Genomic DNA, 21,976 nt, shown 5'->3' on the forward strand with positions numbered 1-21,976 from the left:
CGTCCGAGGAGGCCTCTCGCGAGGTGCCGCGACGAAGTTCGTGAACTTCTTCACAAGGAATTCGGCCCTACTGGGCGAAGTTCTTCCTCCGGGGGGCTGTACGGGCGGCCCGGGGGGCGGCACGCGGACGCTGCGGGGGCGTTACGGGGGTGTGGCCCGGGTGTGTCCCGGGCGTGTGGTTCATCCCCGTCGGCCGCTCAAGGGCCAGCTCACAAGTGGTGAACAACGTTCGCCGGAACGTCGTGGTTCCCCATCCGCACCATGACCTGGGTCACGTGGGCGGCGAAGTGTAGCAGAGGGTGGCGGATGCCTTGTGAAGGGGCTCACGAGCGTGCCCTCCGAGGGGGGTGGATACTCGATGGCATGAGCACCACGGAGCGTCCCAGGATCCTCGTTGTAGGCGGTGGGTACGTAGGCCTGTACGCAGCTCGTCGCATTCTGAAGAAGATGCGGTATGGAGAGGCGACCGTCACGGTCGTCGACCCGCGCTCGTACATGACGTACCAGCCCTTCCTCCCCGAAGCTGCTGCCGGCAGCATCTCGCCTCGGCATGTCGTCGTCCCGCTGCGACGCGTACTGCCGAAGGCCGAGGTTCTCACCGGCCGTGTCACGACCATCGATCAGGACCGCAAGGTCGCCACGGTCGCGCCGCTCGTCGGCGAGGCCTACGAGCTGCCCTTCGACTACCTGGTCATCGCGATGGGCGCGGTCTCCCGCACCTTCCCGATCCCCGGCCTCGCCGAGCAGGGCATCGGCATGAAGGGCATCGAGGAGTCCATCGGTCTGCGCAACCACGTCCTCGAGCAGCTGGACAAGGCCGACTCGACGACCGACGAGGACGTCCGCCGCAAGGCGCTGACGTTCGTCTTCGTGGGCGGCGGCTTCGCCGGCGCGGAGACCATCGGCGAGGTCGAGGACATGGCGCGCGACGCGGCCAAGTACTACACGAGCGTGAAGCGCGAGGACATGCGCTTCATCCTGGTCGACGCCGCCGACAAGATCCTTCCCGAGGTCGGCCCGAAGCTGGGCGCGTACGGCAAGGAGCACCTGGAGAGCCGCGGTGTCGAGGTCTACCTCTCGACCTCGATGGACTCCTGCGTCGACGGTCACGTCGTCCTGAAGAACGGCCTCGAGGTCGACTCCAGCACGATCGTGTGGACGGCCGGCGTGAAGCCGAACCCGGCGCTGGCGCGCTTCGGACTGCCGCTCGGCCCCCGTGGTCACGTGGACACGTCCGAGAAGCTCCAGGTGCAGGGCACCGACTACATCTGGGCCGCGGGCGACAACGCCCAGGTCCCGGACATGGTCGGCCGCCGCGCGGGCAACCCGAACGCCTGGTGCCCGCCGAACGCCCAGCACGCGCTGCGTCAGGCCAAGGTCCTCGGTGACAACGTCATCTCCGGCATGCGGGGCTTCCCGCAGAAGGAGTACAGCCACGCCAACAAGGGTGCGGTCGCCGGACTCGGCCTGCACAAGGGCGTCGCGATGATCGTCATGGGCAAGGTGAAGATCAAGGTCAAGGGCCGTCTCGCCTGGTACATGCACCGTGGCTACCACGGCATGGCCATGCCGACCTGGAACCGCAAGATCCGGATCTTCGCGGACTGGACGCTGGCGATGTTCCTGAAGCGCGAGGTCGTCTCGCTCGGCGCCATGGAGACTCCGCGCGAGGAGTTCTACGAGGCCGCCAAGCCGAGCCCCGCGCCGGTCGCGGCCAAGGCCGACGGCGACAAGGACAAGGCCGGCGAGAAGGCCAAGGCCTCCTAGCGCCTGTACGTCACCGAAGGGGTCGTCCGCCATCCGTGGTGCGGACGGCCCCTTCGGCGTTCCCGGGTGCTCAGGGAGGCCCTGGGCCCCATGAAGTAGGTGGCCTCTACAGGCATTTTGCCGTTCCGTTGCCGTGGAACGGGATGGCACGGGCGCCGGGCGGCGTTGACGCCGGTGTACCTCGCCGCGGCCCCGAGGTGTCGCGGCCCGGTTCGGATGCGTATATGCGAATTTAGGCACATTCGGAAACACCACCACGGAGGTGTGCACCATGGCCGACGCCGCGTCGCGGCTGACCGCTCTTGCCGAAGAGTTGCTGGGAGAGCCCCTGCCGGTCCGGATCCGGGCCTGGGACGGCAGCGAATCCGGGCCGCCGGGTGCCCCCGTCCTCGTCCTGCGCCACCGCCGCGCCCTGCGCCGGCTGCTCTGGAAGCCGGGCGAACTGGGCCTGGCCCGCGCCTGGGTGGCCGGTGAGCTCGATGTCGACGGTGACCTGTACGCCGTCCTCGACGCCGTGGCCTCCCTGCTCTGGGAGCGCGGCGCCGACGCCGAGGACACCGTCCACCCCGTCCGCGACCCGAAGGTGCGGGCGTTCGGCCGCGGCCTCGTGGAACTGGCCGGCCCCTGGCCGCCGCCTCCCCCGCCCGCGGAGGAGGTCCGCCGCCGGACCGGCCCGCTGCACACCAGACGCCGCGACAAGGAAGCCATCAGCCACCACTACGACGTGGGCAACGACTTCTACGCGATGGTCCTCGGTCCCTCCATGGTCTACTCCTGCGCCTACTGGCAGGAGGGCTCCACGCTCGAGGAGGCCCAGCGGGACAAGCTCGACCTCGTCTGCCGCAAGCTGGCCCTGGAGGAGGGCGACCGGCTCCTGGACGTCGGCTGCGGCTGGGGCTCGATGGCGATCCACGCGGCCCGCGAGTACGGGGCCCGGGTCACCGGGGTGACCCTCTCCACGGAACAGGCCGCCTTCGCCCGCAAGCGCATCGCCGAGGAGGGCCTCACCGACCGGATCGAGATCCGCGTCCAGGACTACCGGGACGTCAGGGACGGCCCGTACGACGCCATCTCCTCGATCGGCATGGCCGAGCACGTGGGTTCGGTCCGCTTCCGTGAGTACGCCGACGATCTCTTCGCCCTCCTCAGGCCCGGCGGCCGGCTCCTCAACCACCAGATCGCCCGCCGCCCCGAGAAGGACGAGACGGCCTACCGCATCGACGACTTCATCGACGCCTACGTCTTCCCCGACGGCGAACTGGCCCCGGTGGGCCGCACGGTCGCCACCCTGGAGGAGGCCGGCTTCGAGGCCCGGGACGTCGAGGCGATCCGCGAGCACTACGCCCTGACCCTGCGTCAGTGGGTGGCCAATCTGGAGAAGCACTGGAAGGAAGCCGTCCGGGCCACCTCGCCCGGCCGGGCCCGGGTGTGGCGGCTCTACATGGCCGCGTCCGCGCTCTCCTTCGAGCACAACAAGATCGGCGTCAACCAGATCCTCGCGGTGCGTCCGCGGGAGGGCGGAGCGGCCGGTATGCCGCTGCGGGCCCGTGACTGGACGGCGTCGGCGAACGGCTGACCCGGGAACGCGGAAGGGCCGGTACCCGCGGTGCGGGTACCGGCCCTTCCCCCTGTGCGACTACTCCGTCTTGATCGCGGTCAGCATGTTCAGCTTCGCGCCGCTGCGGGCCGGCCACAGCGAGGCCAGCACGCCCACGAGTCCTGCCAGCACCAGGAAGAGCGCGAGCCGGTCCCAGGGGATGACCAGGGCGTAGCCGGGGATGGAGGCGGACAGGCTCTTGCCGATCGCCCAGCCGATGAACGTGCCGAGGGCGACTCCGACCACCGCTCCGAAGAGCGAGATGACGACGGCCTCCAGGCGGATCATGCGCTTGACCCTGCGCCGGTCCAGGCCGATCGCCCGCAGCATGCCGATCTCCTGCTGGCGTTCGAAGACCGACATGGCCAGCGTGTTGACCACACCGAGGACGGCGATCACCAGGGCCATCGCCAGCAGCCCGTACATGATGTTCAGCGCGGTGTTGATGAACCCGCCGAACAGGTCCCGGATGCCCTGGCGGTCCACGATGCTCATCGCGGGGTTGTCACCGAGCGCCTTGACCACGGCCGCCTCGTTGGCGTCACTCTGGCCGCCCTCCATGGTCAGCCACACCTCGCGGATGTTGGCCGTGCTCTCGTGCGGGGCGACCACGGTCTCGGAGATCAGGACCGGGGAGAGGAACTCGTTGCCCTCGTAGAGCGCCCCGATCTTCAGGGTCGCCTTCTTCTCGTCCTGGAACGTCACGGGGACGCTGTCGCCGGTCTTCCAGCCGTGGGACTTCGCGGTCTTGCGGTCTACCACGATCTCGTCGTCCTTCAGCGAGGACAGCGACCCGGAGACCGTCTTGAGGTCGAAGACCTTCTCGACGTCGCCCGGGGTGACGCCGGAGGCCGAGACGCCCTCCCCGTCCTTGCCGCCGACGGTGAGCCAGACGGACCGCTGGGGGGAGGCCGCCGCGACGCCGTCGGCCTTGCGCAGCGCGGTGAGCGCCGACTCGTCGAGCGAGTCCCCGCTGGCCATCGAGACCATGTAGTCGGCCCGGATGTTGTCCGTCGTCATCTTGTCGATGGCCTGGCCGAGCGTGACACCGAGCACGGAGATGCCGGTGACCAGGGTCAACCCGATCGCGAGGGCGGATGCGGTGGCCCCGGTGCGGCGCGGATTGCGGACCGCGTTCTGCGCGGCCAGCTTGCCGGAGACCCCGAAGAGCTTCCGCAGCAGCGGGCGCGCCACGGCGATCACCGGCCGTGAGAGCAGCGGGATGAGCACGATGACACCGACGAGGGCGAGGAATGCTCCGCCACCGAGGAGCCACCGGCCGTTCTCGTCACCCTGGGCGGCGCCGGCCACGATCAGGGCGGAACCGAGGAGGGTGAGCACGGCGCCGAAGGAGTTCCGTACGACCAGCGACTTGGTGGTGGCCACCGCGTGCACGCTGCTCATCGCCGCCACCGGCGGGATCTTCGCGGCCCGGCGGGCGGGCAGCCAGGCGGCGAACACGGTGATCAGCACGCCGACGGCGAAGGCGGAGAGGACCGCGGTGGGGGACACGACCAGCGGGCCGGCCGGGATCTTCCCGCCGAACACGCCCATCGCGGAGCGCAGTCCCACCGCGAGGGCGACGCCGAGCGCGAAGCCGATCACCGAGGCGACCAGGCCGACCACACCGGCTTCGAGCAGGATGGCCCGCTTGACCTGCCTGCGGGAGGCGCCGACGGCGCGCATCAGGGCGAGTTCCTTGGTTCGCTGGGCGATCAGCATGGTGAAGGTGTTCGCGATCAGGAACACGCCGACGAAGAGCGCGATCGCCGCGAAGGCGAGCAGCATCGCGTTGAGGCTCTTGAGACCGGACTCGGTCATCTTCGCCTCCTCGTCCGCGAGGTCCGCGCCCGTCTTGGCCTCGGCGCTCTCCGGGAGGAGGGGCTTCACCGCGTCCAGCAGCTTCTGGTCGGACGTTCCCGCCGTGGCGGCCACGGTGACGTCGCTGAACTCACCGGGCTCCAGGTACAGCTTCTGGGCGACCTCGGTGTCGAAGAGCACGAGGCTGCCGCCCGCGTTCACGGCGCCGTCCTCGGTGGTGAAGATCCCGGAGAGGGTGTACTCCTTCACCGGCCCGTTCGTGGCGACCCGCACCGGCTTGCCCACGCGGTACTCGCCCTTGGCGGCGGTCTCCTTGTCGAGGGCGACCTGGCCGGGCTCCACGGGCCCCGAGCCGTCGGTGAACGTGTACTGCGGGTCCTTGCCGCCGGACCCGGGGGAGAAGTTGGAGCCGGTGTTGGACCAGCCGTCGCCGATGAGCTTGCCGCCGGTGTCGGCGACGCCGGCGAACCCGGAGACGCGGCCGGTGGCCCCGGCCACCCCGTCGAGGTCCCGGATCTTCTCGAGTGTGGCCTCGTCGATGCCGTCGGCCTGGTCGTCGCCGCGCTGGGCCCAGGTCTTGACGGCCACGGCGACGTCGTCGTAGTTCTTGGCCGACTGGTTGCGGAAGGCGTTGCCGAGGGTGTCGGTGAAGACGAGGGTGCCGGAGACGAACGCTACGCCGAGCATGACGGCGAGCACGGTCATCAGCAGCCTGGCCTTGTGCGCGAGCACATTGCGCAGGGCGGTACGGAACATGTCTGTGTGTCCTGGGATGGGTTCCGGAAGGGGGAGGGGAGCGGCGGCCTTCGCCGCGTCAGCTGGTGCGGCCCTTCGCGTCGAACGCCTTCATCCGGTCGAGGACCCCGTCGGCGGTGGGGTTCAGCATCTGGTCGACGACCGCGCCGTCCGCGAGGAAGACCACGCGGTCCGCGTAGGAGGCGGCCACCGGGTCGTGGGTCACCATCACCACGGTCTGGCCGAGCTCGCGCACCGAGTTGCGCAGGAAGCCGAGGACCTCGGCGCCGGAGCGGGAGTCGAGGTTGCCGGTCGGCTCGTCACCGAAGATGATCTCCGGCTGCGAGGCCAGGGCACGGGCCACCGCGACGCGCTGCTGCTGGCCGCCGGAGAGCTCCGTCGGCCGGTGCTTCAGCCGCTCCGAGAGGCCCACCATGTCGATGACCTTCTGCAGCCAGGCGGCGTCGGGCTTACGGCCCGCGATGTCCATCGGCAGGGTGATGTTCTCCAGCGCGGTCAGCGTGGGGAGCAGGTTGAAGGCCTGGAAGATGAAGCCGATCTTGTCCCGGCGCAGCTGGGTGAGCTGCTTGTCCTTCAGCGTCCCCAGTTCCGTCTCGCCGATGCGCACGGAGCCGCTGCTGAAGCTGTCGAGACCGGCCACGCAGTGCATCAGCGTGGACTTGCCGGAACCCGACGGGCCCATGATCGCGGTGAACTCGCCCTGCGGGAAGTCCACGGTCACCCGGTCGAGGGCGACGACCTGGGTCTCACCCTGGCCGTAGACCTTCGACAGCTCCGTGGCGCGGGCGGCGACCGCGGTGGTGCGGTGGACGGTGGTGGTGGTCACAGGGGTACTCCAGGTTCGGACGTGGGGTTCGCGGGGACCCCTCCATCCTCGCCGCCGCACCCCTGCGGGGTCGTCAGCCCTCGTGCCCGTTCCCGGGGCCCTCTTGAGTCGCACCCGCCGGGCGTCGGCGTACACCTGAGGTAGGAGACCGACCCTGAGTGGCCTGGTCCCTCAGCGGGGCGGGGCGGTGGATCCGCGGGGGACCAGGCGGGCGGCCGCGTCCTCGAACCCCGGGGCCGAGCCGTCGGCGACCATCGTCAGCAGGGTGCGTGCCGCGTGGGTGCCGTAGGCAGGTATGTCCCTGCTCAGAGCGGTCAGCGGGGGACGTACGACGCGGGAGAGCTGGGAGTCGTCCCAGGCGACGAGCGACAGGTCGGCCGGCACGTCCAGGCCCATCTCCTGGGCGACGGAGAGCCCGGCGACGGCCATGATGTCGTTGTCGTAGAGGATGGCGGTCGGCCGCGAGGCGGAGCTGACCAGCCGGCGGGTGGCGTGCGCGCCCTCCTCGCCGGAGTAGTCGGTGTGCACCACCACCGGCTCGTCCAGACCGAGTTCGGCGCTGATCTCGCGCTGTGCGCCGTCGCGCAGCCGGGTGTGGGCCAGTTCGGGCAGTCCGGCCACCCGGGCGACCGACCGGTGACCCAGGGCGGACAGATACGTCAGGGTGTCCCGCAGGGCCGCGGAGTCGTCCGACCACACGGGGGTGAGGGACCCGGCCGCCGAGGGGTGGCCGATCACCACGGCCGGCATGCCGAGCTCGGCGACGCCCTCGATGCGCGGATCGGGGGAGCGCACATCGGCGAGGAACACCCCGTCCACCCGGCCCTCGCCCCACCAGCGGCGGTACATCTCCAGCTCCTGCGCGGGGTCGGCGACGACCTGGAGGAGCAGGGCGCAGCCCCGGGCGGAGAGTTCGGTCTCGATCCCGCTGATGAGCTCCATGAAGAACGGCTCCACGCCGAGCATCCTGGCGGGGCGGGACAGCGTGAGGCCCACGGTGTCGGCGCGGGCACGGGTCAGGGCGCGGGCGGCGCTGTTGGGGCGCCAGCCGATCTCCTGTGCGATGGCCTTGATGGAGGCGCGGGTCGCGGGGGAGACGCCCGGGCGGTCGTTCAGGGCGTACGACACCGCGACCTTCGATACCCCGGCGCGGCGTGCGATGTCGGCGATCGTGGGGCGGTGTTTGGACATGGGACCTCACTTAACCGGTTCGTTTTTCAGGCGCATCCTAGCCGCAGGTCACTGACCTCCGCCTTCCCCTCGGCAGTCCGGACCTCTCGACGAAGTGCAGAAAAAACAGCAATGGGAGCGCTCCCGCACCCTTGACACTCCTTCGGAGCCCCCATACCTTCACGGGCACTTACCCGGTTCAGTGACTCCGCTCGGCAGGGACGGCGGGGGAGAAGGAGGGGCAATGGGTACGCGCACCCGGCTGCGGGTCACCACCGCACTCGCCGTGTTCACACTCGCCGCGACCGCGTGCACGGGAGGCGGCTCCGGGACGGGCGGCACCGGCGGCCCGGCCGGCAAGGGCGGCTCGCTGCCGCGCGGCGAGACGCTCTACACGACCGGCACCCAGTGGGGGCCTCCGGCCAACTACAACCCGCTGCGCAACTGGGACCACGCGACCGGCACCAAGGGCCTGGTCTACGAGACCCTGTTCCACTTCGACCCGAACGAGGGCAAGCTGACGCCCTGGCTCGCCGAGTCGGGCGGCTGGACCGGGGACAAGACGTACGAGGTGAAGCTGCGCCAGGGGATCACCTGGGCCGACGGAAAGCCGCTGACCGCGAAGGACGTGGCGTACTCCTACGGCCTCGGCAAGATCGAGGCGTCCGCCTTCCACTCGCTGTGGAGCTGGCTGTCCGACGCGAAGGCGGTGGACGACACCACGGTCCGCTTCACCTTCAAGGAGGCCCGCTACCAGGAGTGGGACTACACCCTCTACGGCCAGCCGGTCGTCCCGGAGCACGTCTGGAGCTCGCGCACCGACGAGGACATCCTCAACGGCGTCAACGACAAGCCCGTCGGCACCGGCGCGTACGAGCTGAAGAGCAAGACCCAGGACCGGGTCGTGTGGGAGCGGCGCGACGACTGGTGGGGCACGAAGGCGCTGAGCATGACGCCGGCTCCGCGGTACATCGTGGACGTCTCCAACCCGAGCAACGAGGTCGTCATCGGCCAGCTCGGCCAGGGCCAGCTCGACCTCAGCAACAACTTCCTGCCCGGCGCCTCCTCGCTGATCAAGAGCAAGAAGGTCGTGTCGTACTACGACAAGGCCCCTTACATGCTCTCGGCCAACACCGCCTGGCTGGTGCCCAACACCACGAAGAAGCCGATGGACGACGCGGCGTTCCGCCGGGCCCTAGCCGCGTCCGTCGACACCGGGAAGATCGTCAAGGGCGTCTACGGCGACCTGGTCAAGCCGGCCTCCCCGACAGGTCTGCTGCCGCAGTGGGAGCAGTACGAGGACAAGGCCCTCATCGCGGAGAAGGGCTTCACGCACGACGCCGCCGCGGCGAAGAAGGAGCTCGCCGACGCCGGGTACCGGGACGAGGACGGCGACGGGTTCGTCGAGAACAAGGACGGCTCCGCCCTCAGCCTGAAGCTGGCCGTTCCCTCGGGCTGGACCGACTGGATGGAGGCGGCCAAGGTCATCGCCGCCGGCGCCGGGGACGCGGGCATCAAGGTCACCACCGAGTTCCCCGACCAGAACGCCCTCAACGAGCTGCGCGGCAAGGGGGACTTCGACCTCGTCATCAACAACGAGCGTCAGCTGTCCAACACTCCCTGGACGTACTACGACTACATCTTCCAGATGCCGGTCCAGAAGCAGCAGAACACGGTCAACTTCGGGCGCTTCGAGAACGCGGAGGCCTGGAAGCTGGTCCAGGAGCTGGGCGGGGTGAAGACCGACGACACGGCGGGCATGAAGGCCGCCGTCTCGAAGATCCAGGACATCCAGCTGACCGAGATGCCCATCATCCCGCTCTGGTACAACGGCCTGTGGTCGCAGTCCACCACGGGGACCTGGAAGAACTGGCCGTCGGACGCCGCCGGTGCGCCGAGGACCGCACCGGCCCTGTGGCGCAACTGGCTGGAGATGGGCGGCTTCGAGACGCTCACGCAGCTGAAGCCCGCCAAGTGACGTCGCCGACTCCATGACCGCCCCGCCGAGCGCGCGCCACCTGACCGTGCGCGCACGGCGGGGCTCTCCACCAGGGGAGCCCTCTTGCGCCGCTATTTCGCCCGCAAACTTCTCATCTACGCGCTGACGTTCGTCGTCGCCGTCACCGTCAACTGGATGATCCCGCGCTTCATGCCCGGCGACCCGGTCTCCGCCATGGTCGCCCGCGCCCGCGTCTCGCAGCCGGAGGCCGCCGAGGCGATGCGCAGCTACTACAACAACCTGTTCGGCTTCGACGAACCCCTGTGGCAGCAGTACCTCCACTTCTGGGGTGCACTCGTGCGGGGCGACTTCGGCATCTCCATCTTCGTCTTCCCCACGCCCGTCGGCGACGTCCTGCTCGACGCGCTCCCGTACACGCTCGGCCTGATGATCCCCGCCGTCCTGCTCAGCTGGTTCGTGGGCAACTGGATCGGCGCGCTGTCCGCCCGCCGCAAGGTCCTGGACAACACCGTGCTGCCGGCCGGATACCTGCTGACCGCCATGCCGTACATGTGGATCGCCGTCATCCTCGCCTGGGCGCTGGGCGCCAAGGCCGGGTGGTTCCCCATATCCGGGGGCTACAGCCTGGACATCCAGCCCGGCTGGAGCGCCGCCTTCGTGCTGGACGCGCTGCACCACTGGGTGCTGCCGTTCCTGTCGCTGTTCCTCGTCGCGCTCGGCGGCTGGGCCATCGGCATGCGGAACATGATCATCTACGAGCTGGAGTCCGACTACGCCTCGTACCTCTCGGCGCTCGGGGCACCCCAGCGGCTCATCCGCCGCTACGCCTTCCGCAACGCCGTCCTGCCCCAGGTCACCGGGCTCGCCCTGCAACTGGGCGTGCTGGTCGCCGGAGCGCTCGTCACCGAGATCGTGTTCGCCTACCCGGGGCTCGGCTCACTGATCCTGGCAGCGATCCAGAACCAGGACTTCTTCCTGCTCCAGGGCGCGTTCCTGTTCATCGTCATCGGCGTACTGATCGCCAACTTCCTCATCGACATCGTGTACGTCGTCGTCGACCCCCGCACCCGTACGGGCATGGCAGGAGGCACCTCATGAGCACACTGCCCGACCCGGCGCCCGAGGCCCCCTCGGCCGAGGCGCCCGTGGCCGAGCCGGGCCGCGAGTCGCTGCACTACGCGGTGCGCAACCCCAAGCTGATCATCGGCGTGAGCCTGGTCGCGATCCTGCTCGCGGTCGGCGCCATCGGCCCGGTGCTGCTCGGCGACGGCAACCCCAACGAGTACGTCGGACCGCAGGCGGCCGCCCCCGACGGCACGTACTGGATGGGCACCACCACCTTCGGGCAGGACGTGTACGCGCAGTTCGTGCACGGGCTGCGCGCCACCTTCCTGGTGGGCGTCGTCGGCGGAGCCATCGCCGCCGTCATCGCCATGCTCGTCGGCTTCCTCGCCGGCTACCGGGGCGGAGTCACCGACGAGATCCTCAACATGCTCACCAACGTCGTCCTGGTGATCCCCGCCCTCGCCGTCCTCCTGATCATCAACGCCTACATGGGGGTGCGCAGCGTCGCCGTGCAGGGCCTGTTCATCGGCCTGACCTCGTGGCCCTGGGCGGCCCGCGCGATCCGCGCGCAGACGTTCTCGCTGCGCACCCGGGAGTTCGTGGACCTGGCCCGGCTCAGCGGGAGCGGCACCTGGCGGATCGTCTTCCGCGAGATCGCGCCCAACATGAGCTCGTACCTCTTCATGATGTTCATCCTGCTCTTCGGCGGGTCCATCCTCATCGCCTCCTCGCTCGACTTCATCGGACTCGGCCCGACCGAGGGCGTCTCCCTCGGCCTGATGCTCCAGAGCGCCCAGCAGTGGAGCGCGCTCCAACTCGGCATGTGGTGGTGGTTCGTCCCGCCGGGCGCCGGGATCACCGCGATCGTCGGCGCGCTCTACGTGGCCAACGTGGGCCTCGACGAGGTCTTCAACCCGAAGCTGAGGGAGTCCTGAGGACATGACCCTGACCGTCAACGACCTGCGGGTCCACTACCGCACGCTGCGCGGCGAGGTCCGGGCCCTGGACGGCGTCGGCTTCGACCTGGCGGACGGCGAGATCCTGGGCCTGGCGGGCGAGTCCGGCTGCGGCAAGACCACGCTGGGCAAGTCCCTGATCCGGCTCGACGGCCGGATGAGGCACGCGGGCGGCACGGTGACGCTCGACGGCGACGAACTGCCGCTGTCCGACGACCGCGCCATGAACGCCTACCGCTTCCACAGGATCTCGCTCGTCCCGCAGTACTCGATGAGCGCGCTCAACCCGACCCGGCGCATCGGCCGCATGATCCGCGAGCTCCTCGCCTCACGCGGCGTCACCGTCGACACGGACGAACTCCACCGGCGGCTCGCCCTGGTGGGCCTGGAACCCGACGTCCTGGACCGCTACCCGATCGAGCTGTCCGGCGGCATGAAGCAGCGCGCCGTCATGGTGATCTCCACGCTGCTCGACCCGTCCGTGCTCATCGCCGACGAGGTCACCTCGGCGCTGGACGTCTCCAACCAGCAGGCCGTCGTCGGCGCCCTCACCGGGCTCCGCGACAAGGGCCTGGTCACCAGCATGATCTTCGTGACCCACGACCTCGGGCTGACCTCGCACATCGCCGACTCGATCATGGTGATGTACGCGGGCAAGCTCGCCGAGAAGGCCCCCACGAAGGCGCTGACGACCGGACCCCGCCACCCCTACACGAAGATGCTGATCGGCTCGCTGCCCCAGGTGGGCGCCCGTCACAAGGACAGGCCGCTCAGCGGCATCGAGGGCTCCCCGCCCTCCCTGCTGAACCCTCCCGCCGGCTGCCGCTTCCGCGACCGCTGCCCGCTCGCCGACAGCGGGTGTGCCGAGGAGCCCCCGGTCGTCGAGGTGGCCCCCCGCCACACCGTCGCATGCTGGAAGGCGGCCTGATGCTCACCCTCGACCGTGTCACCAAGACCTTCCGGGCCGGCGCCTTCGGCGGCGGCTCCACCACCGCCGTCGACCGGGTCTCCTTCGAGGTGGCTCCCGGCGAACTCGTCTCGCTCATCGGCGAGAGCGGCAGCGGCAAGTCCACCATCGGCCGCATGGTCCTGGGGCTCACCCACGTCAGCGCGGGCAGCCTCACCCTGGACGGCGAGCGGGTCCGGCCGGGCAAGGACTTCTACCGCCGGGTCCAGGGCGTCTTCCAGGACCCGTTCAGCTGCTACAACCCCGTCTTCAAAGCCGACCGGGTCTTCGCGCTCGTCCACCGCGCCTACCACCCGGGCGTCCCCGACAAGGAGTGGGCGGACCGCGTGGAGGCGGCGGTGCGCGACGTACGCCTGGACCCCGGGCAGGTGCTCGGCCGCTACCCGCACCAGCTCAGCGGCGGCCAGCTCCAGCGCCTGCTCATCGCCCGCGCCCTCCTGCTCGACCTGCGCTTCCTGGTGGCCGACGAGATCACCAGCATGCTCGACGCCTCCACCCGCATCGACGTGCTCAACCTCCTCGCGGGTCTCAAGGAACGCGGCCTCGGCGTCCTCTACATCACCCACGACCTCTCGCTCGGCACCTACCTCGCCGAGAGGACGGTGGTGCTGCGCAGCGGCCGTGTCGTCGAACGCGGCGACACGCAGAAGGTCTTCGGCAACCCCCTCCACCCCTACACCCGCACGCTGCTGGCCGCGGTGCCCCGGCTGAACCAGCCCTGGACGGCCGCCGAACCCGTGGAGGCCTGCGCCTTCCACGCGGGCGGCGCACGGGACACCGACCTGTACGAGACCGAGCCGGACCACTTCGTCGCCTGCGCCGGACTCCCCGACTGCGGAAGGACCTCCGCGTGACCCCCCGCCACCTGCCCCTCCACGACGGCTGGACGCTCACCGCCGACGGCCCCGTACCGCCGGCCCTTCCCGCGGGCGGCGTCCCCGCCGCCGTGCCCGGCTGTGTCCACACCGACCTGCTGGCCGCCGGACTGATCGACGACCCCTACCTCGACGACAACGAGGAACGGCTCGGCTGGATCGGCCGCACCGACTGGACCTACCGCACCGACTTCGCGTGGGCGGCCGACGGGCACGAGTTCACCGACCTGTGCTTCGACGGCCTCGACACCGTCGCCACGGTCCTGCTCAACGGCACCCGGATCGGCTCCACCGCCAACCAGCACCGCAGCTACCGCTTCCCCGTACGGCCGCTGCTGCGCGAGGGCACCAACACCCTCGTCGTACGCTTCACCGCCCCGTACACCTATGCCGAGGCACTGCGGGACAAGCTCGGCGACCGGCCCGGTGCCTACGCCGAGCCGTACGCCTTCATCCGGAAGATGGCCTGCAACTTCGGCTGGGACTGGGGCCCCACCCTGGTCACGTCCGGTATCTGGCGGCCCGTCGCGCTGGAGTCCTGGACCGGCCACCGCATCGCCGAGGTGAAGGCCGTCGGCGACCTCGACGGCGACGGGGTGCCGCGCCTGTCGCTCACCCTCGGTGTCGACCGCGCGGGCGACGGCCCCCTGGAGGCGTCGGTGGAGGTGGCCGGCGAGCGGGCCGTGTTCACCGTCCCGGCCGGTGAGGACCGCGCGGCCGTCACCCTCCCCGTTCCGGGGGCCGCGCGCTGGTGGCCGCACAGCCACGGCGAGCAGCCGCTGTACGACGTCACCGTCCGCCTCGGCGAGGACGCGTGGAACGGCAGGACCGGCTTCCGGGGTGTCGGGCTGGAACACGAGGCGTTCCGGATCTCGGTCAACGACGAGCCCGTCTTCGTCCGCGGGGTGAACTGGATCCCCGACGACTGCTTCCCCGCGCGCGTCACCCGGCAGAGGATCTCCGACCGCCTCGACCAGGCGATCGCCGCGAACGTCAACCTGGTACGCGTCTGGGGCGGCGGCCTCTACGAGAGCGACGACTTCTACGAGCTGTGCGACGAGAAGGGTCTGCTGGTCTGGCAGGACTTCCCGTTCGCCTGCGCGGCCTACCCGGAGGAGCAGCCGCTGTACGACGAGGTGGCCGCGGAGGCCCGCGAGAACCTCGTCCGGCTCGCGCCGCACCCGTCGCTGGTCCTGTGGTGCGGCAACAACGAGAACCTGGAGGGGCACGCCGACTGGGGCTGGCAGGAGGAGCTGGAGGGCCGTACCTGGGGGCACGCCTACTACCACGAGCTGCTGCCCGCGCTGTGCGCCGAGACCGACCCCTCCCGCCCGTACTGGCCCGGCTCGCCCTACTCCGGCTCCCCGGAGCTGCCCCCGCAGGACCCCACCCGCGGCACGGTCCACCTCTGGGACGTCTGGAACCGCGTCGACTACACGCACTACGCCGACACCGCTCACCGCTTCGTGGCGGAGTTCGGCTTCCAGGGCCCGCCCGCTCACGCCACCCTGCGACGGGCCGTCAGCGGTCCGCTGAGCCCGGGCGCCCCGCTGATGACCCACCACCAGAAGGCGGAGGACGGCGACCGGAAGCTGCTGGAGGGCCTGGGGGCGCACCTTCCGCAGCCCGTGTCCTTCGACGACTGGCACTGGCTCACCCAGCTGAACCAGGCCCGCGCGGTGGCCTTCGGGATCCGGCACTTCCGCTCGCACAGTCCGTACTGCATGGGCTCGATCGTGTGGCAGCTCAACGACTGCTGGCCGGTCGTCTCCTGGGCTGCGGTCGACGGCGACGGCCGCCGCAAGCCGCTCTGGTACGCCCTGCGCGCGGTCTACGCGGACCGGCTGATGGCCGTCAGGGACGGCGCCCTGCACCTCGTCAACGACTCCCCCCTCGTCTGGGAGGGCGCGCTACGGCTGACCCGCCGTTCCCTGGACGGAACCGTCCTGGCCGAGGAGACGTCGGCCGTGGCCACGGGCGCCCGCGGGGTCACCCGTGTGCCGCTGCCGCCCGCGATCGCCGAGCCGGACGACAGCACCCGCGAGGTGCTGGTGGCGGAGCTGGGCGACCTCCGGGCGGTCGAGTTCTACGAGGAGGACACCCGGCTCGCGCTGCCGCCGGCACGGTACGACGTCAACGTGACCCAGGGTGACGAATCGGGCATCGGCTACCGGGTCACGGTGACGGCGCGGACCCTGCTGCGTGACCTCGCGCTCTTCCCCGACCGGCTGGACCCCGCGGCCGAGGTGGACGACATGCTCGTCACCCTGCTGCCCGGCGAGCGTGCCGTCTTCCACGTGACGGGGGCGGTGCTCGAGGACCCGGAAGCACTGGGATCCCGGCCCGCCCTGCGGTGCGTCAACGACCTCGTCGACGGGTGAGGTGGCGGACCCCTGGCGGACGGTGGCGCGCGCCGTGGCGGATGAGCCGTACGAGTGCGGCGAGTTTCCGTCATTCCCGTTTGCCGGGGTTCGTCCCGCTCTACCGGGTGGGGCGTGTGCTGACGGGGTGACCGGTGTCTGACGGACCCTCACACGATCAATAAAATAAGACAACATCGAGTGAGTGTTCCGCTGTTCGAGGGACGCCCCCGGATAGGGTCATGTGCCAAACGCGGAGCCGCGCGCCCACGCCCGGGTGGTGGAATGCAGACACGGCGAGCTTAAACCTCGCTGCCTCCTCGGGGGCGTGCCGGTTCGAGTCCGGCTCCGGGCACCAGCCGCGCCGCCGGTGGAGTCGCCCGGCCTTCCGCCGCTTCGAGCCCCCTCGGGGCACCCTTCGAGCGTTACCCTCCTGCGACCGTACTCCGCGGTCCCGCGCCCGCGCGCCCGTGTGATCACTGTGTGTGCCGACTCGGGCCGGCCGTGCTCCCGCCCGCGCCCCCGCCCGGGCGCACGTGTGGGGCCCGATGTCCCGATCGTACTTGCGTGCCTCACGCAAGTAGTTGATACGTTAAAGGGCCGTTAAAGTCGATCCTCACGGGGTGGGACCAGATATGGCTTGGGACGAGTGGGAGCAACTGAAGAGTGAGGCGGCCCGCAGACACTCGACGGGGATGCGGCTGAACCAGGTTCCTTCCGAGGGCGGGGGCGGGGCCGGACCGCAGGGGGACCTCAAGGTCGACCAGCAGGACCTCGCCGCGGTGGGCGACAGTGCCTTCAAGCTCTTCGAGACGCTCGGCAGGCACGGACGTGACGCCTGGTCGGTCAGCCAGACGGCGGCGAAGGACCTGACGACACAGGGCTTCGACCTCGGTGGCGGCCTGGACCACGTGCAGGAACGGTGGGAGAAGCAGCTCCAGTCGCTGCTGGACGCCTGCGCGCACATTTCCAACCACATGGACTTCACGAAGAACGCGCACGCGGGCGACGAGTACCACGTCTACTCCACGGTGAGCAGCATCTCCGCCCTCGACGACGGCTTCACCGAGAGGACCCGGCGCTGATGGACCTCGAAACGCTGCGGGACGGCGATTTCGCGAAGCTCGGGGAGGCCCTCACCGCCTGGAAGGGCGTGTACGACACCATCGGAGCAGCTGCCAACGACGGCAACAAGAAGGCCGAAGGGGTGGCGGGGGACCAGTGACGAGGAAACTGTTCCTGACGGCGGCTCCGGCATTCGTGTGTGGTCTCGTTCTGCTCGCGGCCGGATGTAGCGGGGGCAGGGAGTACACGTTGCCCAAGGACCTGTGCGGGGTTCCGGTGGGCGAGAAGTCGATCTCCCCTCTGCTTCCCGAGGGAAAGAAGCTCGTGGTGCAGGGTGATCCGCTGGTCGACATGTCCGGCATGTGCTTCGTCGCGGTGGACTCGCGCAAGGGCGTGGTCGTCGGTGCCGAGAAGACGGACAGGTTCTACGACCCCATGGGTGAGCTGGTCGAGTACAAGTTCACCAACCGTAAGAAGATGGATCCCTTGCCGTTCGACGGGGCAGGGGCCATGGGCGACACGAACTTCGTGATCAGCACCCCGTGCGGCACGCCCGATGTCCCCCATCTCACGGTCTCTGTCAGCGTCGGCGACCGTGCCGAGGAGGACGTGGACCGGCGCCGCGCCGACATGGAGGCGTTCGCCCTGGCCTTCGTCCCGTCGGTCAAGAAGGAGCTGGCCTGCACGGCCTGACCACACTTCCCGGATCCGGGCAGGTCATGCCTGGATCCGGGGGGAATCCGTGCCTGCGGAGGATGGATCTTCTCTCAAAGATCCTCCTCTGGCACTAGGGCCATTGTTTTGCCTACCCATTACTCTTGTGGGAAGGCCACGCACGGTGGCCATGGAGGAGTGAGATGAGGAGCAGCAACCCGGTCTTCTCGCGACGGGGGTTCAGCCGCGACAACGGCTACGCGGGCTTCAACGCGGCGCCGCAGGCCGGGGCCGCCACCGCGGGCGCCAACCCGTACGCGCAGGGCACCGCCAACCCGTACGCCACGAACCCGTACGCCCAGCAGGACACCCAGTACGGCGCCCCGCAGGCGCCGGCGCGCTCCGGCGCGATGACGATCGACGACGTCGTCACCCGTACGGCCATGACGCTGGGCACCGTGGTGCTCACCGCCGCGCTCTCCTGGGCCCTGCTGCCGGTCGACGAGGCCAACCTCGGCAAGTCGTACGGCATCGCCATCGGCGCCGCCCTGGTGGCGTTCGTCTTCGCGATGATCCAGTCGTTCAAGCGCAAGGCGTCGCCGGCGATCATCCTCGCCTACGCGGCCTTCGAGGGTGTCTTCCTCGGAGTGATCTCCAGCGCGGTCAGCACCTACATCGGCCCCGGCACGGTGATGCAGGCGGTCATGGGCACCATGTGTGTCTTCGCCGGTGTCCTCATCGCGTACAAGATGCGCTGGATCCGTGTCACGCGCCGTTTCTACGGTTTCGTGATGGCCGCGGCCATGGGCTTCATGCTCCTGATGGTGGTCAACCTGCTGTTCTCCGTGTTCGGCGGCGGTGACGGCCTGGGCTTCCGCAGCGGCGGCCTCGGCATCCTCTTCGGCGTCATCGGCATCATCCTCGGCGCGTGCTTCCTGGCCCTGGACTTCAAGCAGGTCGAGGACGGTGTCGCCTTCGGCGCACCGCGCGAGGAGTCCTGGCTGGCGGCCTTCGGCCTCACCATGACCCTGGTGTGGATCTACCTGGAGATGCTGCGTCTGCTCTCCATCCTCAACGGGGACGACTGACCCCGTAGGCGCGACGACGACGGAACGGCCCGCAGGCACCGCCTGCGGGCCGTTCCGTCTGTCGCGGGGAGGGTGCGCGCGCCTCGGAGGAGCTTTCGTGCGGCTCCGCCCAGGCAGGTCGGCGTTGCCGAACCTTCCCGGCACCGTGCCCGAGCGTCGGTGCGCTGGCGACCACCGTGCGGGGGCGCGTAGGGTCACGGCGTGCTCGATACGACCCCTCTCATCACCGCCGTGGACCGATTCGCCGACCGCCTGCGGAGCGCCCCGCAGAGCCGGCTGCAGCAGGGCGTGGCCGCTGCGGCGCTGGTGACGGCCAGGGAGCTGTCCGCCCGCGCCCAGCGTGCGGAGGCGCCGGACCGCGAGCCGAGGATCATGCCGGACGCCGGGATATTCGCGGTCGGTGACCAGCTCGCCGTCGCGGGCCGGGACCTCGCCGTGGCACTGGAAACGGCCTCGTCCCAGGAGCTGGACGAGGCCGTGCGGTGTGTCGAGGAGGCGGCTGAGCGGGCGTTCGCACCCGGTTCGCGCTAGAAGGAGGCGATGACGCGGTCGGCGAGGATGTAGACGTTCTCCTTGCCGCAGGAGAACGTCAGCGTGTAGGCGCCCGATACCCCGGAGCCGCCCAGCAGCACCGGCTGCTCACCGGAGCGCAGCGAGTCGGCGAGCCGCTCGGCGGTCTCCCGGTGGCCCGGGGTCATGCAGAGCGTGGTGCCGTCGGCGAAGACGTACACGTCGAGCGTGCCCAGGGGGCCGGGCCGCACGTCCGTCAGCTCCGTACCGGTGTCGGCGAGCCGCTCCAGGCGGTTCACGGTACGCTCATGGTCGGTCACGACCGGTGTCTGCACGGGGACGAAGTCCGGGTGCGAGGGGTGGCGGCGACGGGCCGCGGCCAGCTCGGGGGAGTCCTCGGCGAACTCCGCGTACTCCGCGACCTCGGCGGTCTCGGGCAGGTCGGTGAGCTCCGCCAGCTCCACCAGTTCGTCCATGGCCTCATCGGCGTCGAGGCCCAGCGCCTCCAGGCCCGTGAAGTCGGACTGCCGGGGCATGAAGAACGGGACGTCGTCACCGAGTCCGCCCAGCAGGGACGGGGCGTCGGCGGCGTCGCGCGCCTCCTGGGCCGCCCAGAAGGCGCGGGCCTCGGCGAGCTCGCGCTCCCGCTCCTCGGCGAGTGCCTCGGCGACCGCCGCGCGTATCTCCTCGGCGGAGGTGGCGGTGCTGCGGTTCTGCTGCTCCGGCACCGACGCGTGAAGGCCGCGGCCTTCCGCCAGTTCCGTGCGCAGGGCCGTGACCTGCTTGCGCAGCCCGTGAGCAGCGTGCAGAGCGGCGGCGCCGACGGCCGTGGCAGCGGCGGTGGTCAGCAACAGGGCAAACGGCATGGCGCTCACTGACATACTCCCGGTTTCAATCGACACCCCCGACTTCCTACATCAGCTTGTCCTGTACCGGCACCCGCTGTCAGTGCATTACGTCACGAATTGGACAGGTCTTTCGGCCCGGTGTTTAGTTCTGTGGCCGGTGTGACCTGCAGAAACGACTCTCCCCCGGGACGCAGATCACATCCTGGGGGAGATTCGGTCACGATCGGAGCTCGTCCCGATTCGGGACGCCCCTCGCGCGGGACGCGCGGCCCTCGTCGAGCCCTCCGCTACGGCTCAGATCGGCCGCACTGTGCGTATGGTCGCGCTGTGCCTCGCCTGCGCTGCGGGCTGGTGCCGTCCTCGTTCCTCGGGCGACCCCAACCCTCCGCTGCGGCTCAGCTCAGCCGCTCGATGACCATGGCCATGCCCTGGCCGCCGCCCACGCACATCGTCTCCAGGCCGAACTGCTTGTCGTGGAACTGCAGGCTGTTGATCAGCGTGCCGGTGATGCGGGCACCGGTCATGCCGAAGGGGTGGCCGACGGCGATCGCGCCACCGTTGACGTTGACCTTGTCCAGCGGCAGGCCGAGGTCCCGGTAGGACGGGATGACCTGGGCGGCGAACGCCTCGTTGATCTCGGCCAGGTCGATGTCGTCGACGGTCAGCCCGGCGCGCTTGAGCGCCTGCTTGCTGGCCTCGACCGGGCCGTAGCCCATGATCTCCGGCGAGAGGCCGGAGACGCCCGTGGAGACGATGCGGGCCAGCGGGGTCAGGCCCAGCTCGCGGGCCTTGGTGTCCGACATGATGACGAGCGCGGCGGCGCCGTCGTTGAGCGGGCAGCAGTTGGCGGCGGTGACGAGACCGTCGGGGCGGAACACCGGCTTCAGGCCCTGCACGCCCTCCAGGGTGACGCCCGCGCGGGGGCCGTCGTCCTTCGACACGACCGTGCCGTCCGGCGTGGTGACCGGGGTGATCTCGCGCTCCCAGAAACCGTTCTTGATGGCTTCCTCGGCGAGGTTCTGCGACCGCACGCCGAACTCGTCCATGTCCTGACGGGTGACGCCCTTGATCCGGGCCAGGTTCTCGGCGGTCTGCCCCATCGCGATGTAGGCGTCCGGGACGAGGCCCTCCTCGCGCGGGTCGGTCCAGCTCGTGCCCTCCTGCTCGGCGCGCGCGGCGGTGCGGGCCTCGGCCTCGGCGAAGAGCGGGTTGTGCGTGTCCGGCAGGCTGTCGGAGTTGCCCTTCGCGAAGCGGGACACCATCTCCACGCCGGCGGAGATGAAGACGTCTCCCTCGCCGGCCTTGATGGCGTGCAGCGCCATGCGGCTGGTCTGCAGCGAGGACGAGCAGTAGCGGGTGACCGTACAGCCGGGGAGGTGGTCCATCCCCATCTGTACGGCGATGATGCGGCCCAGGTTGTTGCCCTGCTCGCCGCCGGGGAGGCCGCAGCCGAGCATCAGGTCGTCGATGTCCCTCGGGTCCAGCTCGGGGACCTTGGCCAGTGCGGTCTGGATGATGGTCGCGGTCAGATCGTCCGCGCGCACATCCTTCAGGGACCCCTTGAAGGCCCGGCCGATGGGGGAACGGGCAGCAGAGACGATCACGGCTTCGGGCATCACGCGGCTCCATGAGGGCTGGAAGGCAGGAAGGCTGGGCTGCCTTGGAAGTTACCCGGACGTATAGCTGAGGTC

18 protein-coding genes and 1 tRNA gene are annotated in these 21,976 nt (G+C 70.0%); 14 read left to right on the forward strand and 5 right to left on the reverse strand.

Annotated features, from left to right (window positions below; all coding sequences use genetic code 11):
* Positions 1–363 precede the first annotated feature (363 nt).
* Together IA22_RS0118425 and IA22_RS0118430 are read left to right on the forward strand one after the other, a co-directional pair.
* The gene (locus tag IA22_RS0118425) at positions 364–1,767 is read left to right on the forward strand and encodes an NAD(P)/FAD-dependent oxidoreductase (RefSeq protein WP_014155841.1); all 1,404 of its coding nucleotides are present in this window, start codon (positions 364–366) and stop codon (positions 1,765–1,767) included.
* 271 nt (positions 1,768–2,038) lie between these two features.
* Positions 2,039–3,343, forward strand: a complete 1,305-nt coding sequence (locus IA22_RS0118430) for an SAM-dependent methyltransferase (RefSeq protein WP_014155842.1) — start codon at positions 2,039–2,041, stop codon at positions 3,341–3,343.
* A gap of 60 nt (positions 3,344–3,403) precedes the next feature.
* Here IA22_RS0118430 and IA22_RS0118435 read toward each other — a convergent pair whose 3' ends face one another.
* The 3 genes from IA22_RS0118435 to IA22_RS0118445 form a co-directional block, all read right to left on the reverse strand.
* Positions 3,404–5,941 (reverse strand): ABC transporter permease, encoded by a 2,538-nt coding sequence (locus IA22_RS0118435; protein ID WP_014155843.1) that lies wholly within the window; start codon positions 5,939–5,941, stop codon positions 3,404–3,406.
* Between the two features lie 58 nt (positions 5,942–5,999).
* A complete protein-coding gene (locus IA22_RS0118440; RefSeq protein WP_015577481.1) occupies positions 6,000–6,767 on the reverse strand; it encodes an ABC transporter ATP-binding protein in 768 nt (255 codons plus the stop codon).
* A gap of 171 nt (positions 6,768–6,938) precedes the next feature.
* Positions 6,939–7,958 carry a LacI family DNA-binding transcriptional regulator gene (locus tag IA22_RS0118445; protein WP_014155845.1) on the reverse strand — a complete coding sequence of 340 codons (1,020 nt, stop codon included), beginning with the start codon at positions 7,956–7,958 and terminating at the stop codon, positions 6,939–6,941.
* A 223-nt stretch (positions 7,959–8,181) separates the two neighbouring features.
* Between IA22_RS0118445 and IA22_RS0118450 the strand changes: the two genes are divergently transcribed.
* The 12 genes from IA22_RS0118450 to IA22_RS0118505 all read left to right on the forward strand — a co-directional run bounded on the left by IA22_RS0118450 (position 8,182) and on the right by IA22_RS0118505 (position 19,458).
* Positions 8,182–9,915, forward strand: a complete 1,734-nt coding sequence (locus tag IA22_RS0118450; protein ID WP_030124200.1) for an ABC transporter substrate-binding protein — start codon at positions 8,182–8,184, stop codon at positions 9,913–9,915.
* An 84-nt stretch (positions 9,916–9,999) separates the two neighbouring features.
* A complete protein-coding gene (locus IA22_RS0118455) occupies positions 10,000–10,995 on the forward strand; it encodes an ABC transporter permease (protein ID WP_014155847.1) in 996 nt (331 codons plus the stop codon).
* Positions 10,992–11,897 (forward strand): ABC transporter permease, encoded by a 906-nt coding sequence (locus IA22_RS0118460; RefSeq protein WP_030124201.1) that lies wholly within the window; start codon positions 10,992–10,994, stop codon positions 11,895–11,897. Before IA22_RS0118455 ends, IA22_RS0118460 begins: the two co-directional genes overlap by 4 nt.
* A gap of 4 nt (positions 11,898–11,901) precedes the next feature.
* Complete coding sequence (locus tag IA22_RS0118465; RefSeq protein WP_030124202.1) at positions 11,902–12,846, forward strand: ABC transporter ATP-binding protein; 945 nt, start codon at positions 11,902–11,904, stop codon at positions 12,844–12,846.
* Positions 12,828–13,739: an ATP-binding cassette domain-containing protein gene (locus tag IA22_RS0118470; RefSeq protein WP_237524472.1), complete on the forward strand. Its 912-nt coding sequence runs from the start codon at positions 12,828–12,830 to the stop codon at positions 13,737–13,739. Before IA22_RS0118465 ends, IA22_RS0118470 begins: the two co-directional genes overlap by 19 nt.
* The gene (locus IA22_RS0118475; protein WP_030124203.1) at positions 13,736–16,141 is read left to right on the forward strand and encodes a glycoside hydrolase family 2 protein; all 2,406 of its coding nucleotides are present in this window, start codon (positions 13,736–13,738) and stop codon (positions 16,139–16,141) included. The genes IA22_RS0118470 and IA22_RS0118475 overlap by 4 nt, the downstream gene beginning before the upstream one ends.
* A gap of 250 nt (positions 16,142–16,391) precedes the next feature.
* Positions 16,392–16,478 (forward strand) — tRNA-Leu (locus IA22_RS0118480).
* A 277-nt stretch (positions 16,479–16,755) separates the two neighbouring features.
* Positions 16,756–17,205 carry a hypothetical protein gene (locus IA22_RS0118485; RefSeq protein WP_030124204.1) on the forward strand — a complete coding sequence of 150 codons (450 nt, stop codon included), beginning with the start codon at positions 16,756–16,758 and terminating at the stop codon, positions 17,203–17,205.
* On the forward strand, positions 17,205–17,345 hold the full coding sequence (locus tag IA22_RS36815; protein WP_157840931.1) for a hypothetical protein: 141 nt from the start codon (positions 17,205–17,207) through the stop codon (positions 17,343–17,345). Before IA22_RS0118485 ends, IA22_RS36815 begins: the two co-directional genes overlap by 1 nt.
* Before the next feature lie 89 nt (positions 17,346–17,434).
* Positions 17,435–17,878, forward strand: coding sequence for a hypothetical protein (locus IA22_RS0118495; protein WP_245229587.1), 444 nt, complete (start codon positions 17,435–17,437; stop codon positions 17,876–17,878).
* A gap of 164 nt (positions 17,879–18,042) precedes the next feature.
* Entirely contained in the window at positions 18,043–18,927 is an 885-nt protein-coding gene (locus IA22_RS0118500) for a Bax inhibitor-1/YccA family protein (RefSeq protein ID WP_014155855.1), read from the forward strand.
* A 201-nt stretch (positions 18,928–19,128) separates the two neighbouring features.
* Positions 19,129–19,458, forward strand: a complete 330-nt coding sequence (locus tag IA22_RS0118505; protein ID WP_014155856.1) for a hypothetical protein — start codon at positions 19,129–19,131, stop codon at positions 19,456–19,458.
* Here IA22_RS0118505 and IA22_RS0118510 read toward each other — a convergent pair.
* On the reverse strand, positions 19,455–20,318 hold the full coding sequence (locus tag IA22_RS0118510) for a hypothetical protein (RefSeq protein WP_030124206.1): 864 nt from the start codon (positions 20,316–20,318) through the stop codon (positions 19,455–19,457). The genes IA22_RS0118505 and IA22_RS0118510 overlap by 4 nt on opposite strands.
* 362 nt (positions 20,319–20,680) lie before the next feature.
* The gene (locus IA22_RS0118515) at positions 20,681–21,901 is read right to left on the reverse strand and encodes an acetyl-CoA C-acetyltransferase (RefSeq protein ID WP_014155858.1); all 1,221 of its coding nucleotides are present in this window, start codon (positions 21,899–21,901) and stop codon (positions 20,681–20,683) included.
* Between the last annotated feature and the right edge of the window lie 75 nt (positions 21,902–21,976).

The organism is Kitasatospora papulosa (genome assembly GCF_000717245.1).
In the GTDB taxonomy this organism is placed as follows: domain Bacteria; phylum Actinomycetota; class Actinomycetes; order Streptomycetales; family Streptomycetaceae; genus Streptomyces; species Streptomyces papulosus.

What these genes read in the sequence shown, in the direction of transcription:
- IA22_RS0118515 (WP_014155858.1), bottom strand. Translation starts at nt 21,901, where the DNA reads ATGCCCGAAGCCGTGATCGTCTCTGCTGCCCGTTCCCCCATCGGCCGG.
- IA22_RS0118445 (WP_014155845.1), bottom strand. Translation starts at nt 7,958, where the DNA reads ATGTCCAAACACCGCCCCACGATCGCCGACATCGCACGCCGCGCCGGG.
- IA22_RS0118470 (WP_237524472.1), top strand. Translation starts at nt 12,828, where the DNA reads ATGCTGGAAGGCGGCCTGATGCTCACCCTCGACCGTGTCACCAAGACC.
- IA22_RS0118500 (WP_014155855.1), top strand. Translation starts at nt 18,043, where the DNA reads ATGAGGAGCAGCAACCCGGTCTTCTCGCGACGGGGGTTCAGCCGCGAC.
- IA22_RS0118450 (WP_030124200.1), top strand. Translation starts at nt 8,182, where the DNA reads ATGGGTACGCGCACCCGGCTGCGGGTCACCACCGCACTCGCCGTGTTC.
- IA22_RS0118460 (WP_030124201.1), top strand. Translation starts at nt 10,992, where the DNA reads ATGAGCACACTGCCCGACCCGGCGCCCGAGGCCCCCTCGGCCGAGGCG.
- IA22_RS36815 (WP_157840931.1), top strand. Translation starts at nt 17,205, where the DNA reads ATGGACCTCGAAACGCTGCGGGACGGCGATTTCGCGAAGCTCGGGGAG.
- IA22_RS0118425 (WP_014155841.1), top strand. Translation starts at nt 364, where the DNA reads ATGAGCACCACGGAGCGTCCCAGGATCCTCGTTGTAGGCGGTGGGTAC.
- IA22_RS0118430 (WP_014155842.1), top strand. Translation starts at nt 2,039, where the DNA reads ATGGCCGACGCCGCGTCGCGGCTGACCGCTCTTGCCGAAGAGTTGCTG.
- IA22_RS0118465 (WP_030124202.1), top strand. Translation starts at nt 11,902, where the DNA reads ATGACCCTGACCGTCAACGACCTGCGGGTCCACTACCGCACGCTGCGC.
- IA22_RS0118510 (WP_030124206.1), bottom strand. Translation starts at nt 20,318, where the DNA reads ATGTCAGTGAGCGCCATGCCGTTTGCCCTGTTGCTGACCACCGCCGCT.
- IA22_RS0118485 (WP_030124204.1), top strand. Translation starts at nt 16,756, where the DNA reads ATGGCTTGGGACGAGTGGGAGCAACTGAAGAGTGAGGCGGCCCGCAGA.
- IA22_RS0118435 (WP_014155843.1), bottom strand. Translation starts at nt 5,941, where the DNA reads ATGTTCCGTACCGCCCTGCGCAATGTGCTCGCGCACAAGGCCAGGCTG.